Genomic DNA, 14558 nt, shown 5'->3' on the forward strand with positions numbered 1-14558 from the left:
CAGGGGCGAACGAGATGGTGGTGGTCCCCCGAGGAGAACGCACATGGATCTCACAACCCTTCTCATAATCGTTGTGATACTTCTTTTGCTAGGCGGCGGCGGCTGGTACGGCCGGGGACGCTGGTATTAAACGACGGCCTACGTGGCACGCATCACTGGTTGACGAGCGCTCCGGCTAACTGAGCGCGGCGAGATTGCGACGTCGTTCCCGTCAATTTTTGCGTTCCATCGATTCCATTATCGATCCGCTAAGCGCAGTCCAAGCCGGTAGGTTTGCTTCGGTGCGCCGACGATTTATGCTGTCGATGCAAACTTCTAGCATCACCTGACCGTAGACGACGGCAACAGGTAGACCCCAGTCGCGTTGGTACAGGGCCAGAAGGCGGCCAACAAACCGCTCTGTTTAGAGGTTAGTTTCGCCCTTTCGATGTCTTCGCCAGCATCTCGCTCAGTGTTGCCGCCGAGAGCATGGATTCGGCCAAAAGCTTTTTGAGCTTCTGGTTCTCTTCCTCCAGTGCTCTCAATCTTTTGGCATGGAGACCGACGTTTCCGAACTGCAAGGATTGCCACCGATAGAAGGTTGGCTCGCTGATACCGTATCTGTGGCAAACATCTGCCACCGTCACCCCGGCCTGGTGCTCCTTCAGAATGCCCGTAATCTGGTCGTTGTCGAATTTTCTCTTGCCCATCACCGCTTCAGTCCTCACGAAATGCTCTGTTGAAACTGTCGAGAAGTGGTCTGACAGCATAGAGCGCCACGCTGCTTTTGCCTGTTTCGATCAGTGTCTGCGCGGGCATGCCCGCGACCAGTTCGACATCACTCATTTTCGCCAACCGCTCGTCCGTTACGCGGATCGTCGCGGCAAAGTAGGGCTGGCCGCTCTGCGGATCGATGAGACGGTCCGCTGAAACATACTCGACCCGACCTTTCAGGAGTGGAACGCGCCGCTGATTGTAGGGAAGGAGGTGAACCTGTGCTTCGAGCCCCGCACGAACGAGATTGATGTCTTCCGGTCTCACGTGGGCAGACACGACAAGGCGATCGGAGCGTGGCAGAAGATCGACGAGCGGTTCACCCGCGCCGATCACGCCACCGGCTGTGTGGATGCGCAGGTTCATGATCGTTCCGTCGTCGGGAGCGCGGATATCTGTCCTTGCGAGTTGGTCGTCGATCGCGCGCAAGCGCTCGCGCAGTTGCATGATCCGGCTCTCCGTATCGCGCATGCCTTGGGCGACTTCGCTCAACCGGTCGCTCTCAAGCTTTGCGAGATCGGCCTGTGAGCCGCTGATCACCTGGTAGGCGCGAGAGATCTGTGCCTCTACTTGACCCTGCTGGCCATCGAGGTCTGCTTTTTCCCGCTGAAGGTTGAGAAGTCTGCTCTTCTTTTCCAGTCCTTTGGCGTTGAGGGTGGTCACCTGATCCAGTTCTTGGCTCGATATTGCGGCTCTGTCGGCCAGCGCTGCCTTCTGCGCGCCAAGTCCGACGATTTCCTGCCGCACCTGCGCGATTTTTTCATTGGCGATCTGAATTTCCGCCTGCATGACTCGGCGACGGGCTTCGAAGATTTTCTGTTGCCCGATCAGAATCGCGCTGACCGAAGGATATCTGTCCATGGCTGCCCTAAGGTCCTCAGGATAGGCGACATGGTCGCCGCCCGTCTGCTCCGCAAGCAGGCGGGCGCGGCTTCCTTCGGCGTCCCAAAGTTGCCCTTGAATGCTGTCGCGCTCCGAGCGAGACTTCGTGTCGTCGAGTTCTATCACGATCTGTCCGGCCATGACCGCATCGCCGTTTTTAACGAGTATCCGTCGGACAATTCCACCTTCCAGATGCTGAATGGTCTTGCGGCTGGACTCCGGCTCGATAACGCCCGATGCAATTGCAGCGCTTTTCAGCGGCGCCAGGACCGACCAGATTCCCAATCCGACTATGAAAACCAGGATCAACAGGTTGCCCGTCCAAACAACGCCTCTGAGCCCCGGCATGGGCGAGGGGGGCGCGGGTCCGCGCTGTTTCGACTCGATCACCGGCAAATAGGCCGTCTGTTGCTTGACCAACCGCCGACCCGTCCTTGGCGAATTTGAAAATTTCGCCGGCGTTGCGTCCAGTTGAACAAGGGCCATGGCGGCGTTTCTCCCTATGTTCCTGTTCGAGACGGTGGTTGAAGATAAGTTTCATAAATTCGCTCGCTGTCGCCGAAGGCAGCCACCGTTCCGTTACGCATGATGGCAATCTTGTTGGTGACCGGCAGGATCCCCATCCGGTGCGTTATGATAACGACGGTCATCCCTCTGGATTTCATGCGCTCGATTGCCGCAAACAGCATGCATTCGCCGTCATAATCCAGGCTCGAATTCGGATCGTCGAGAACGATCAGAGACGGATTTCCATAGGCCGCCCGTGCCAGTCCCAGCTGTTGGCGCTGAGCTCGAAGGAGCAGGTTTCCACCTTCACCGATATCGGTCTCGTAGCCCTGCGGCAGCCGCATGATCGCCTCGTGCAATCCAACCAGCTTTGCGGCGTCGATCGCTTTGCCGGGATCTCCTCCGTCCAGCCGGCCGATCACATCCTTGATCGCTCCGCCGAAGAGTTCGATGTCCTGCGGCAGGTATCCGACGTGGCAGGTCCCCCCGCAAAGGCGCAGAGCTGAGATATCCACCCCACCGAGAAGAGCATATCCGCGCGTTGCTGGCACAACGCCTGCCATGACGCGACCAAGTGTCGATTTTCCCGATCCCGACGGACCGATGAGCGCTATGCAATCGCCGGGCGCGAGGCGCAATGTGATATCAGTCAATATTGGCCGATCAGCGAAGGGTTTGAAATAGCTGACATTATCGAGAACGAGGCCATTGGGTTCCGGCAGCGGCACCATTCGGGCATCGCAATCCGATGCAACTGTTATCAGCATTCTGTTCAAGCGATTGAAGGCATTGCGCGCAAACGTAAAGGAGCGCCATGCCCCTATTGCGCCCTCGATTGGTGCGAGCCCGCGGCCGAGCAGCAGGCTCGCAACGAAGATGATCCCGGGACTGCCGTTGTTTACGAGCACTAGCCATGTCGCGGATCCCATCATGAGGATCTGCGCCAGTGTGCGGATCGATTTGGAGAAGCCAAGAATGATCTCCGTGCGATGCATCGCGATGTCCTGCGCCCTTCTTGCCATTTCCGCATCGCGATAGACGATCAGCGCTGCGCCATCCTGCATGCCCATTGCCCTGATGACCTCGATGTTTTTGAGGGCGGTCGCAAATCGCAGATAGCTCCTTGAAAGGGCAAGATTGGCGTGGGCAAGCGGCTCTCGCGTCGCCAGTTCCGTCAGGACCGCAAACAGCAGAAGTGCAACTGCGCACAGAAGACCGATGGTCCCTAGCAGCGGATGAACAAGAAAGAGCAGGAGCAGGAATACCGGCGCCCAGGGGACGTCAAAAAAAAGCGAGCTGGCCGGTGAATCGAGGAACTGGTGTAATGCGGCCAGGTCCCTGTAGCATTCCGTGGCGGCTCCCGTATCGGCGCGAGCGGCATATTCGAACGATGAGGTGAGCACCATGGGCCGTAGCCTGTGGTCCAGCCAACTGCCAATGCGCGAAAGAGCTGCCCTGCGCACGATATCCAGCGTGGATCCGACCACCACGGTGATGGCGATGATCATCGTCAGCATCAGGAGCGTGTCAGCGCTTCGGCTCGACAGGACCCTGTCATAGATCTGCAGGAGATAGATGGAAGGCGCGAGAAGAAAGAGATTGTAGCCGCAACTATAGAGGAAGACCAACCCGAAGGCTCCGGCACAAGCCCTGAGCGCAACAACAAGCTGTGTCGGCGGGCGCGGTGGCTTTATGGAAATCGTTGTCATTATCAGATCTCGCTGCACTTGATACTGACAAGAAGAGGCTGCTTACCTTGAGGGCCGCCGGCCGAAACCAGCGGCCCTTGAGGTCTGAGTTCAGGAGCCGAGATGGTCGACGTCGATATGGCCGAAGGCGTTTATGAAGTGATCGAGAGAATTGTTCACCGTCGTCGTTTCGGGATCCGTGTGAACCAAAGCTGACGAGATATCGCCGCCCAGAGCGTTGTTCCCGTTGCCGCCGTTGCCGCCGACACCTGCGAGGATGGTGGCATGCTGATCGGCCACAAGCTGCGTATATTGTGTCGCGGTCGTAGCCGCATTCACGGTAGCCGTGTCGCCGCCGCTCGAGTTTCCTTGGCTGCCGTTGGAGTGGGAATCTCCCCCCGCGCCGCCGTCGCCGCTGTTCGTGACCGCCGCCAGGAAGCCGTTCTTGGCCTGAGCAAAGCCACCGTCTCCGCCACTGCCGGCGTCCCAACCTGCCTTCTGCCAAACGTGATCGCCATTGTGCAGATCGGTCGTTGCCCCGTAGACCGTTTGCACGGGGTCTACATATGCAACCGGGTTGTAGTTGATGTTCCCATCGTTGTGGCCATCACCGCCGTTGCCGGCATTCGCGTCACCCGCATCCGGGTTGTTGAGATGAATCGTGTCGGATATTTGTGGAATAGGCATTGATGTCACTCCTTTACTTGGTTTCATCCGTGTTCGTTTTACGGTGTCCCCCTACGGCGTGCGTTCCAGCATGTCACCGCAGCCAATACAACCGCAGGCGAATATTGCCTGCGATTTAATCTGTGGCCTATCTAGATATTCGGTGACGTTCATTCGGGCGTATACTTGGATGTGGCGGAGCGTTATTTGGATTAGTACTTAGTGATTTGGTGCAGGGTGGCATGGTCGATCATGTCTGCGACCTCGTCGAAGCGACATCAGGACCTCTGATCCAAAGGCGGATTTAGTGCTCGCAAACTCGCACAACGAGCGCTGCGGCCATGACAGCCAAATGGCTACAGCACTAGCCGACAGGATGTAGACGAATTGCAGGCTCTGCTTTTCCCACGTTCAGATGCACAATGACTGAACAATTCAGGCTGCATAGCGCCGCATGCTCGGTGGACGTGCAGTCGCCAACGAATGGAGACGGTAATGGCGGAAACTCGTCCCTTATTGGAAGGCCTGCCCAAGACGGGCACCGATCAACACCTCGCCTCCAACGTGGCCGCGGGGCATCTGGCGCTGGTGCCGACTTGGCTTCCATTGGATGTCGCTTCCGGTCCGAGCCATAATTCAGCCGGCAGCGGTGGTGACGGGATCAGCGAAGGCGTGATCAGCAGCAACGCACTGGCCGTCTTCACGCCGTCCAATGCCGCCATTGCGGGACCTCATTCGGGTGCAGATGCCTTCCAGGGCAACGACGCGCTCATCAATCAGCATCCCACCGAAATGGCGGGGATAGGCGGGAATGGTGGAAGCGGCAATGTTGCCATTGGTGGCGGCGATGGCGCCAATCATGCCGGCACCGGGGGCAATGGGCTCTTCTACGGTGGACTCGTCAGCACCGAAGTCGCGGTGTTTGCCCCCGTGAATACTGCTGTGGCCGCCGGCCCCGGCGCGGAGGCTCACGCCGAGCAATCGAACAACGCACTGTTCCTGCAGGGCGCGACCCAGATTGGCGGCATGGGCGGCTCGGGCGGAGACCATAACGTCGCGAGCCATGGCACGTCGATGAGCCCGGGAACTGCGCTCACATTGACCGGCGACTTTTATGCGGGCCATGGCGGCGATGGATATTTCGTCGGCAGCATGGTCGACGTGAGTATTGCCATCTTCTCACCGATCAACATCGCCGTCGGCGCCGCAGGCGGCTCCGCAGAGGCTCATCAGACAAACAATGTCATTTTCGATCAGGGCACTGTGCAGATCGCAGGCGTCGGCGGCAATGGCGGTGGCTTCAACCTGTCGTCAGATACGATTTTTACCGGCAATCACGCAGGTGGCGGCGGTGGGGACGGGTCGTCAACCGGCAGCATGGTAGACGTCAATTTCGGCTATTTCCATCCCATCAACATTGCCGTTCCCGCCGGTGGGTCGGCGGATGCCCAACAGACCGATCATGTTCTCTATGATCAGCAAGCGCTTCAGTTGGCCGGCATCGCAGGCCACGGTGGAGACGGTAACCTCACGGACGCCCATTCGGCTCTCGTAGACGACATTCTGAGCTTCATGCATAGCTAGAGCATGATGCCGAAAAGTGTGAGCGGTTTTCGGAGGACATCCTGTTCTAGCGGATAGACTCCCCACTTGCATTGCGGTGGCTCAACTGTACGAGACCGTTCCTCGTGCGATCCTTGAAGCCATATGTTGAATTGTTCCTCCGCCCGGAATTCGCTCCTTGGCCGACATCACGGAACGGCCAGCTCACTGAGATGCCGAACCTTCCACCATGACCTCTTCCGCATTGTCGCCGATTTCGGCCGTCAGAGACCGGGACCTCCACCCGGCATCGGGCGGTGCCGGCGCTGTGTTACCTGAGTGAGAACGATGCCAACTGGGATTAATGCGTCATTAGAGCGAAGTTTCACTAATCATAACGAGTAGTCAGCGATCTCAGGTTTTTGTTGCTTTTCGCCTTTGTCGTTTTGCTGTCGGGTCTGCGACTGCTTTGAATTGAGATATGGAAACAAAGCCAAGCCGATTGGCAGCCCGTTATATCCAACGGCTCTTTCCTAAATGGTCTGTCGCAGATCGGCTGCCTTTTCAGTGCCTTTGAAAGCTTTGTTGACCCGCTTGCCATACGTGAATTCGACGAAGGCTGGAAAGTCTGTAGCGACAAGTCGAGCCAGCAGGCCATTATGAACAAAATATTCAATATGCTCTGCAAGTCCAGTTATCTCTCGATGAAATCTTATAGACTATAAGAATTATCATGAGAGTTCAGACTATTTATATCTGAAATACACTCACTTTTTATCATGACATGTAGTGAGAACAGGAATAATATGAACAGCTGTTGGGTTTTGCAAATATTCTGGGGGAGCACGCAAGTGTCCGACAGTGCTGGAACTAAGCGCCGTGCGGGGCGCAATGCACCAACTGTGATCATCATTGAGCATTCTACACTGGCGCGCACGACCGTGGTGAAGCTTCTTGAGCGTGAACTCGCCGGGTGGAACGTTATAGATTTGATCTCGATCGAGAGTCTCGATCGAGCTCTTGGAGCTGAGGTGCGTTTGATTGTATTGGATCTGGCCGGCAGAGGTGTCGAGAGTACCAGCCTGCGTGATGATCTCGCGGCAATTGCTGCTCGTTTTCCTGAGGCTCCTATCACGTTGCTCTCAGGTACGGATGACGCCATCATAGCCCGTCAGGCACTCAGGATGGGCATCCGCGGCTTTTTCTCGACTTCACTCCCCATTGACATTGCCCTTGCCGGTCTTCGTCTCGTTCTGGCAGGAGGAACATTTTTCCCGCAGCTATTGGGAGCTGTTACAAACGGCTCAAACGAGCATAATCCGGCCAGAAATGAGGCCGAAAAGAACTTGGATGATAGGACGCAGTACTTGGCGATTGCTGATTTCACTCCACGGGAAGCGGATGTCCTCGCAGAGCTGCAATGCGGTTGTTCAAATAAGGTAATTGCAGGAAAACTCAATTTGTCGGGGCATACGGTGAAGATGCATTTGCAACACATAATGCGTAAGTTGCAGGCGCAGAACCGCACTGAAGTGGTTGCCCGCTTAGTTCAAAGAGCCGCCGGTGGGCCTGACGTCTCGCCGAGTTAGGCAGTGTCGCCAGTACCGGGGGAGTATCGGCGCGCGTTTCCAACTGGTTTCATATCGTGATGCCTTGATGGGAACCGCGAGTCCGGCCGTCCGTTACCCCTTTGAGGAACGGAGGAAATGGACATGCGCAAGAAAAAAGCCATCGTCGAGGCGGCGCTCGAGTCCGAGTACGAGCGCCAGGCACTGGGGATCATGAATACGGAGCAAGCTCTGAAGCTTGAGGATTCCGACGGTCTTGTCTTCAGCCATCCGGATAAAGAGGCCGGAGTGACGGATCACTTCGTTGATCAAGATGAGCTGCGCCGATTGGTGCGGCGGTCAACCTCGCCGGTTCCCGTATTGCAATCGCAGGATCGTACGACACGTTAGCTGCTGAACTTCAGGCAATCATGTAGCCGCCGTCCACCGGCATCGAGATCCCGTTCACCATCGCTGCCTGATCGGAGAGCAGGAAAAGAACAACCTCGGCGATATCTGCCGGCTCGGCGAAGCGACCGACGGGAATTCGCTTCATCATCCCTGCGGCTTTCTCGGGATCGCTCCATGCCTTCACCGCCATTGGCGTCAACGTCACCGTTGGATGGACGCCGTTGGCGCGGATGCCGTGCGGCGCAAGCTCCTTGGCCATGACCCGCGTCAAGCCATCCAATCCACCCTTCGATGCACAATAGGCAGCGTGGTCAGGGATGCCGACGAAGGAGGCGACCGACGAGACGTTGACGATGGCGCCCTTCCGGTCCTCCTTGATCAGCGATCGGGCATACTCCTGGGCGACGATCATTGGAGCGCGCGTGTTGACCGCGACAAGACGGTCGAATGCTTCGACGGTTGTCTCCAGGAATGGTTGGAGTTCGGTCGTGCCGGCGCAGTTGATGAGGAAATCTGCGGGAAGGGCAGCGATCGCCGCCTCTCTGGTCGCATCGGCGTCCGCGAGATCGACCTGGATTGCCCGACAGCCGAATTCCCCTCGCAACGCTTCGACGTCGGCAGCACTGCGGGTCAGCGCGACGACCTGCGCACCCCGTTCGACGAGCATCCTTACAATTTCGCGTCCGATGCCTTTGCCGGCGCCGGTCACGATCACCGTCTTTCCTCTGAACTCCATGGGTCGTTCTCCTAAAGTCTCTGGCCTGTTTCCCGATCGAAGATATGCGCACGTCGGGGATCGATGTGGAAGTACATCGTCCGTCCGGGGTCGACCTCGATACGCTCGCGGATCAGGGCGTCAATCGGTACGCCTCCCGTGCGGCCGAAGATCAACGTCTCCGAACCCGTGGGCTCGAACACCGAGACTTCGACCGGAACGCCTTCCTCGCCGATCGTGATGTGCTCCGGTCGGATGCCGTAGGTAACGGCTCGTCCTTCATCCGCATTTGTGTCCGCCAGCGGAAGGGCGATGCCCTGGTCGGTGACGACGATTTTCCTGCCGTCGCGGGTGGCTATGCGGCCCTGAAGGAAGTTCATCGATGGGCTGCCGATGAAGCCGGCGACGAAGAGGTTTACCGGAAAATCATAGAGATCGAGAGGCTTGCCGATCTGCTCGACCCTGCCGTCGCGCATCACCACGATCTTGTTGGCCATCGTCATCGCCTCGATCTGATCGTGCGTGACGTAGACGGTGGTGGTCTTCAGCCGCTGGTGAAGCTCCTTGATCTCGACGCGCATGGTGACGCGGAGTTTAGCGTCGAGGTTTGATAGTGGCTCGTCGAACAGGAAGACCTGCGGATCGCGGACGATGGCACGGCCCATCGCCACGCGTTGACGCTGTCCGCCCGACAGCTGCTTCGGATAGCGGTCGAGATAACGCGTCAGGTCGAGGATCTCGGCTGCCCTGCCGACCTTCTCGTCGATCTCCGCCTTCGGACGTTTGGCCATCTTCAGCGGAAAGCCCATATTCTCGGCGACGGTCTTGTGGGGATAGAGAGCGTAGCTCTGAAACACCATCGCGATGTCACGCTCCTTCGGGGGAGCGTTGGTGACGACACGGCTGCCGATCCGGATATCTCCGCTGCTGACCGTCTCCAGCCCGGCGATCATCCGGAGCAGGGTGGATTTGCCGCAGCCGGATGGACCGACCAGCACGACGAATTCGCCGTCCTCGATGTCGACGCTGACGCCATGCATGACCTGAAGAGAGCCATATTTCTTGGTGACGTCGCTAACCTGTACGTTTGCCAATGTCGTTCCCCCTAAAGCAGTGCAGTTTGTGTTTTGATGTTGTTGACGGAATTCATCATCTCATCCCTTCCAGACGATGTAGGCGCCAAGGACTGCCGAGATCGCCGCCGCGAACCATACCGAAAGCCCGAACGGCTCGATGAACCGCATCCAGAACAGGGAGAGCGCGACCCAGATCACGATCGAAATGAAGAGCCGGTCGAACCAGTTCGTTTCGATCGGCAGAAACCCCGGCTTGGGTTCGTTATTTCCTGATTGAGACGTCATCGTTTCATCCTTTCACGGCGCCGAAGGTCAGGCCGGCGACGATGTGACGCTGGACCACCGAAAAGACGATGAGCGCCGGAACCAATGTCAGCATTGAGATCGCGGCCATGATGCCCCAGGCCGTCCCCGTCGTCGTCACATATTCCGACAAGCCGGTGGTCAGAGTCCGCGCATGGAAGTTGGTGAGCGTCGCCGCCAGCAGGTACTCGTTCCACGCAAACACCCAGGTTAGGATCAGCGTCACCGCAAGTCCGGGCCGTGCCAAAGGAAAGATGATATCATAGAGGACGGTCCATGGGCTCGCGCCGTCCATATAGGCCGCCTCGTCCAATTCCTTCGGAATGCCTTCCACGGTCGGGCGCAGCGTCCAGATGGCGAAGGGAAGGTTGAAGGAGCAATAGACCAGGATCATGCCCAGCTTGGAATCGGCGAGCGAGAAGTCGCCGATCCTGTAGACCTGCGTCAGCAGCAGGAAAAGCGGCAGCAGGAAGACCGCCGGCGGCGCCATGCGGTTGGTGATCGTCCAGAAGAAGATGCTTTCCTTGCCGGCGAGGTCGAAGCGCGTCAGGGCATAGCAGGCAAGGAAGCCGAGCGTGGTGACGAGCAGCGCGTTGCCTGACGAAATGATCAGCGAGTTGAGCATGTATCCGCGCAAGGTCGGATTGGTCAGCACGTCCTGGTAATTCTTCCAGAAGAAGCTCCGGAGAATGACATCGGGCGTCGAAAACAGGTCGAACGGCTGTTTCACCGATATGACGAAGAGCCAGTAGATCGGGAAAAGGGTCGCGAGGCTTATCAAGGTCCACAGGACGACCGGAAGCCAGGGAAAACGGGTCTTCATCGCTTCAACCTCTCTTCACGCGGGGCGCAATCAAACCGACGTAGAGCAGCCAGCAGACGACGATTGTGAGATAGAGGACGATGACGGAGATCGCCGAACCGTAGCCGTAATTCGTCTTGGGAAAGACTTCCCTGAAGATATGGACGCCGATGTAGCGCGTCGAAGAACCCGGGCCGCCGCCGGTCAGCATCAGGACTTCGTCGACGGTGCGCAGCGCGTCCATCAGCCTGATGAACACTGTGGCGAGCAGGGCCGGGCGGATCAGGGGGAGCGTGATGTGCCAGAAGATCTGGCTCTTGCCGGCGCCGTCGATCTGCGCCTGCTCGAAGGGGTCTGATGGAAGCGAGACGAGTGCGGCGATCAGCGAGAGGGTGACGAGCGGCGTCCAGTGCCAGATGTCCATGATGACAGTGACGGTGAAGGCCGCGACGGCGCTCTGGCCGATATTCAGATCGTAGCCGAACCAGCTCCTCAGGAGATAGGGAATGATGCCGATCGACGGGGTGGTCATCAGCTTCCAGACGGAGCCGACAATGATCGGCGCCATGATCAGCGGCAGCGTATGGATCGTGCGAAACACCGCTTTTCCGGGGAAGTCCTTGAGCAGCGCCTGGGCGAGGATGTAGCCGAGAACCAGTTCCGACACGACCGCGAAGAAGACGAATGTCAGGGTTATGCCGAGCGATGCCAGGAACTGCGGGTCGAAGACGAGCCGCCGATAGTTCTCAGCCCAGTTGAAGATCATGCCGGGATTGGCCGCGAACGGGTTCCATGAATGGAAAGAGACCCAGAGGACGTAGATGAAAGGAAAGATCCCGAACAGTCCGAGGATCACTATGGTCGGTGACAGCAACAGCCACCCGAGCTTCTGCGAATACATCGCCTATCCCCCATTGAACACTATGTGGACGTCCGCTCCATCAGGGAGCGAAAGATGACGGGTCGTCGGAACGACCCGTCAGTTGGGGAGGATGTTTTATTTGCGATAGCCGAGGGAGGTGAGCTCCTCTTCGGCCTTGGCCGCCATCTGGTCGAGGCCTTCATCGGGACCGATTTTGCCGGTCAGGATGTCGTAGAAGATAGGAGCGGTCGCTTCACGGACCTGAGCATGGAAGGGGTAAGGGGGAGCGCCGGCGAAGAGCTTGCCGTCGTCCTTCAGCATCGTGTAGAAGCCGCCGAGCTTGACGTCCATCTCCTTCACCTTCGGATCGTCGAACGTCGCCTTGTTGGTGATGCGCGGTGCGGCGATCGCCCAATCGGGCTGCACTTCGTTCTGGCCGATGAATTCGAGGAACAGCAGCGACGCTTCCTTGTTCTTGGACGTGACCGGCACGCCGAAGGCGCCGCCATCGTAGTAGCCGATATAGCCCTTTCCGGCTTTTGCGTCGTCCAATACGCCCGGCTCGAGCGGTGGCAGAGCGAAACCGACCTGGCCGACCACCTTCGACTGCGCTGGATCGCTTGCGATCCATGCGGCGTTCTCACCGTAGATCAGTCCCTGGGCGACACGGCCTGCGGCAAAGGTCGTTGCGGTTTCCGTCCAGGTCGCCTGCGTCGATTCCGGAGGAGCGATGTCGCGCAGGTGCAGCCAATACTTCAACGCGGCCTTCGCCTTGTCGCCGTTCATCGCGCCGCCATGTTCGACCGTCGCCGCATAATTGTTCTTGGCGTCGATGCCCCAATTGTAGACGCCGAAGGTCGGCGCGATGGACTCGAAGAATTCATACCAGGACGCCGGATGGCCTGTATGTGCCTGAGCGGTCGTGCCCCAGAGCTCCATGCCGTTGTCCTTGCCGTACTTCGTGAAGAATTCGGCGATCTCCGTATATTCCGCGTGCGTGGTCGCCGGCTTCAGGTCCTTGCCGGTTTCCTTCTTGAAGGCTTCCTTGATCTTCGGATCGTCGAAGAGGTCCTTGCGATAGAGATAGGCCTTCAGGAAGGCTTCCATCGGAACGCCGAAGAGATCGCCGCTCGAGTCCTTGAAGTAGTCGGCAAAGCTGGTGAAGTTGGCGTCGTCGTAGGTCGGCGCCTTCAGATCCGGCTGGTCTTTCAGCGTCTTCGTGATGTCGACGAGGAAATTCCTGGCGAGATAGGAGTAGATGATGTCCTGCTCGATGTAGACCATGTCATAGATGCCGGTCTTGGCTTCCATGTCCTTGATGGCTTTGTCGTACATCTGATCCCAGGACGTCGTCTCGATGTCGACCTTGATGCCGGTCTTCTTTTCGAATTCCGGAGCGAGCACGGTCCTGATGTAGTTCGATGGCGGGGTGCTTTCGGTGACGCCATGCAGCGTCACGCCCTTGAATTTGGCGCCGGCGTCGGACCAGAAGTCAGCCCAGGCCGGCGAAGCGGTAGTGGCGAGGCCGAGCGTCAGCGCAAGCGCGCTAGCCTTCAAAGCGTAATTCATTTTCAATCCTCCCAAAGTGCAGCGAGATCATTTCGCCGGCCTTTTGTGTAGGCCAAAAAAACCGCTGACGCAACATTTGTTGTCTAAACATGCAAATCACGGATCTATCCCTTTGATTTTTGCAGAAAACTAATTTCCGTTGAAGGACGGAATGCAACGGTGGAAGACTTAAAATATTGCATTGCAAGGTAATTTTGCAAAGCAGCAAAAGATTTTCAGCCAAAATTATTTGTTGTCTTGCCAAACTAAATGGCATAGCACTGTCCGCAGCCAAAGGCATTTTTTGGAGGAAAAGGCAATGCGTCGATTGGGTATCCATTCATTTGTATGGACAGGCGGTCAAACGCAGGAAGGGCTGGAAATGGCCCTCAACAAGACGGCCGAACACGGATATCGGACCATCGAATTTGCCTATCTGCGCCCCGAGAAATTCAATCTCGATCGACTGGCAAAGCTTGCGCAGTCGCTTGACGTGGAGATTGGCGTGACGATGGGTCTGCCGCTCGACAAGGACGTATCGAGCGAGGACATGTCTGCGGTGTCCGCCGGCAAGCAGACGCTGGCCGACGCCGTTCGTGCGGTCCGTGATATCGGCGGCAACAAGCTGGGCGGGATTCTCTATTCCGCGCACACCAAGTACAATCGCCAGCCGACGAGGAAGGGCTGGGACAACAGCGTCGCCGCGATCGCCGCGACCGGCGAAGTCGCCAAGCAGGCGAACGTCGACCTCGTGCTGGAGGTTGTCAACCGGTTCGAGACCAACCTGCTGAATACGGCGGCGCAGGGGCTGAAGTTCATCGCCGAGACCGGATCGGAACATGTCCGTCTCCACCTCGACACATTCCATATGAACATCGAGGAAGCCAATCCGGCCGCCGCGATCCGCCTGGCCGGCGACAAGATCGGTTACTTCCACATCGGCGAGAGCAACCGCGGTTACCTCGGCGACGGCGTCATCAACTTCGATCTGATCTTCGACGCCCTGCTCGACATCGACTACAAGCGCGACATCGTGTTCGAAAGCTTCTCGACGACGGTCGTGGACGAAGGCCTGTCGCTCGCCTGCGCGATCTGGCGCGACACCTGGGAGGATAATGATCCGCTTGCGGCGCACGCGAAGCGCTACATCGAGCTGAAATATGACGAGGCCAAGCGCCGCCGCGCCACAAACGCGCGGCCCTGATTATCCTTCTGACAGCCTGTTCCAGTCGTGTAAGGGTTGGGCCGACTGAAGG

Annotated in this window: 14 protein-coding genes; 4 read left to right on the forward strand and 10 right to left on the reverse strand. The window is 57.9% G+C overall.

The genetic code is table 11. The features are described from left to right. Positions 1-410: 410 nt before the first annotated feature. The 4 genes from B5P46_RS05815 to B5P46_RS05830 all read right to left on the reverse strand — a co-directional run bounded on the left by B5P46_RS05815 (position 411) and on the right by B5P46_RS05830 (position 4517). Positions 411-689 carry a transposase gene (locus B5P46_RS05815; protein ID WP_164986455.1) on the reverse strand — a complete coding sequence of 93 codons (279 nt, stop codon included), beginning with the start codon at positions 687-689 and terminating at the stop codon, positions 411-413. 7 nt (positions 690-696) lie between these two features. Continuing rightward, on the reverse strand, positions 697-2121 hold the full coding sequence (locus B5P46_RS05820) for an HlyD family type I secretion periplasmic adaptor subunit (protein WP_129417876.1): 1425 nt from the start codon (positions 2119-2121) through the stop codon (positions 697-699). A gap of 14 nt (positions 2122-2135) precedes the next feature. Continuing rightward, entirely contained in the window at positions 2136-3851 is a 1716-nt protein-coding gene (locus tag B5P46_RS05825; protein ID WP_129417877.1) for a type I secretion system permease/ATPase, read from the reverse strand. A gap of 90 nt (positions 3852-3941) precedes the next feature. Continuing rightward, the gene (locus tag B5P46_RS05830) at positions 3942-4517 is read right to left on the reverse strand and encodes a PE-PGRS family protein (RefSeq protein WP_129417878.1); all 576 of its coding nucleotides are present in this window, start codon (positions 4515-4517) and stop codon (positions 3942-3944) included. 474 nt (positions 4518-4991) lie between these two features. Here B5P46_RS05830 and B5P46_RS05835 point away from each other — a divergent pair, with 474 nt between their 5' ends. From B5P46_RS05835 to B5P46_RS05850, 3 genes are all read left to right on the forward strand, one after another. Then, positions 4992-6080 (forward strand): hypothetical protein, encoded by a 1089-nt coding sequence (locus tag B5P46_RS05835; protein WP_129417879.1) that lies wholly within the window; start codon positions 4992-4994, stop codon positions 6078-6080. A gap of 782 nt (positions 6081-6862) precedes the next feature. Further along, the gene (locus B5P46_RS05845) at positions 6863-7627 is read left to right on the forward strand and encodes a LuxR C-terminal-related transcriptional regulator (RefSeq protein WP_206735335.1); all 765 of its coding nucleotides are present in this window, start codon (positions 6863-6865) and stop codon (positions 7625-7627) included. 117 nt (positions 7628-7744) lie between these two features. After that, positions 7745-7996 carry a hypothetical protein gene (locus tag B5P46_RS05850; RefSeq protein WP_206735313.1) on the forward strand — a complete coding sequence of 84 codons (252 nt, stop codon included), beginning with the start codon at positions 7745-7747 and terminating at the stop codon, positions 7994-7996. A 10-nt stretch (positions 7997-8006) separates the two neighbouring features. Here the strand turns inward: B5P46_RS05850 and B5P46_RS05855 are convergent, their stop codons facing one another. The 6 genes from B5P46_RS05855 to B5P46_RS05880 all read right to left on the reverse strand — a co-directional run bounded on the left by B5P46_RS05855 (position 8007) and on the right by B5P46_RS05880 (position 13323). Beyond that, entirely contained in the window at positions 8007-8732 is a 726-nt protein-coding gene (locus B5P46_RS05855) for an SDR family oxidoreductase (RefSeq protein ID WP_129417882.1), read from the reverse strand. 11 nt (positions 8733-8743) lie between these two features. Continuing rightward, positions 8744-9805 carry an ABC transporter ATP-binding protein gene (locus tag B5P46_RS05860; RefSeq protein ID WP_129417883.1) on the reverse strand — a complete coding sequence of 354 codons (1062 nt, stop codon included), beginning with the start codon at positions 9803-9805 and terminating at the stop codon, positions 8744-8746. Positions 9806-9865: 60 nt separating this feature from the next. Then, complete coding sequence (locus B5P46_RS05865) at positions 9866-10072, reverse strand: DUF2160 family membrane protein (protein WP_018447078.1); 207 nt, start codon at positions 10070-10072, stop codon at positions 9866-9868. A gap of 4 nt (positions 10073-10076) precedes the next feature. Continuing rightward, on the reverse strand, positions 10077-10913 hold the full coding sequence (locus tag B5P46_RS05870; protein ID WP_029873993.1) for a carbohydrate ABC transporter permease: 837 nt from the start codon (positions 10911-10913) through the stop codon (positions 10077-10079). A 4-nt stretch (positions 10914-10917) separates the two neighbouring features. Then, a complete protein-coding gene (locus B5P46_RS05875) occupies positions 10918-11793 on the reverse strand; it encodes a carbohydrate ABC transporter permease (protein ID WP_129417884.1) in 876 nt (291 codons plus the stop codon). 96 nt (positions 11794-11889) lie between these two features. After that, positions 11890-13323, reverse strand: coding sequence for an extracellular solute-binding protein (locus B5P46_RS05880; protein WP_129417885.1), 1434 nt, complete (start codon positions 13321-13323; stop codon positions 11890-11892). 298 nt (positions 13324-13621) lie between these two features. Here B5P46_RS05880 and B5P46_RS05885 point away from each other — a divergent pair, with 298 nt between their 5' ends. Next, positions 13622-14506 (forward strand): sugar phosphate isomerase/epimerase family protein, encoded by an 885-nt coding sequence (locus B5P46_RS05885; protein ID WP_129417886.1) that lies wholly within the window; start codon positions 13622-13624, stop codon positions 14504-14506. Positions 14507-14558 lie beyond the last annotated feature (52 nt).

The organism is Rhizobium leguminosarum (assembly GCF_004123835.1).
In the GTDB taxonomy this organism is placed as follows: domain Bacteria; phylum Pseudomonadota; class Alphaproteobacteria; order Rhizobiales; family Rhizobiaceae; genus Rhizobium; species Rhizobium leguminosarum_M.

Coding starts and splice junctions, on each gene's coding strand:
- B5P46_RS05870 (WP_029873993.1), bottom strand. CDS start 10,913: ATGAAGACCCGTTTTCCCTGGCTTCCGGTCGTCCTGTGGACCTTGATA.
- B5P46_RS05825 (WP_129417877.1), bottom strand. CDS start 3,851: ATGACAACGATTTCCATAAAGCCACCGCGCCCGCCGACACAGCTTGTT.
- B5P46_RS05875 (WP_129417884.1), bottom strand. CDS start 11,793: ATGTATTCGCAGAAGCTCGGGTGGCTGTTGCTGTCACCGACCATAGTG.
- B5P46_RS05885 (WP_129417886.1), top strand. CDS start 13,622: ATGCGTCGATTGGGTATCCATTCATTTGTATGGACAGGCGGTCAAACG.
- B5P46_RS05835 (WP_129417879.1), top strand. CDS start 4,992: ATGGCGGAAACTCGTCCCTTATTGGAAGGCCTGCCCAAGACGGGCACC.
- B5P46_RS05855 (WP_129417882.1), bottom strand. CDS start 8,732: ATGGAGTTCAGAGGAAAGACGGTGATCGTGACCGGCGCCGGCAAAGGC.
- B5P46_RS05850 (WP_206735313.1), top strand. CDS start 7,745: ATGGACATGCGCAAGAAAAAAGCCATCGTCGAGGCGGCGCTCGAGTCC.
- B5P46_RS05830 (WP_129417878.1), bottom strand. CDS start 4,517: ATGCCTATTCCACAAATATCCGACACGATTCATCTCAACAACCCGGAT.
- B5P46_RS05880 (WP_129417885.1), bottom strand. CDS start 13,323: ATGAATTACGCTTTGAAGGCTAGCGCGCTTGCGCTGACGCTCGGCCTC.
- B5P46_RS05815 (WP_164986455.1), bottom strand. CDS start 689: ATGGGCAAGAGAAAATTCGACAACGACCAGATTACGGGCATTCTGAAG.
- B5P46_RS05865 (WP_018447078.1), bottom strand. CDS start 10,072: ATGACGTCTCAATCAGGAAATAACGAACCCAAGCCGGGGTTTCTGCCG.
- B5P46_RS05820 (WP_129417876.1), bottom strand. CDS start 2,121: ATGGCCCTTGTTCAACTGGACGCAACGCCGGCGAAATTTTCAAATTCG.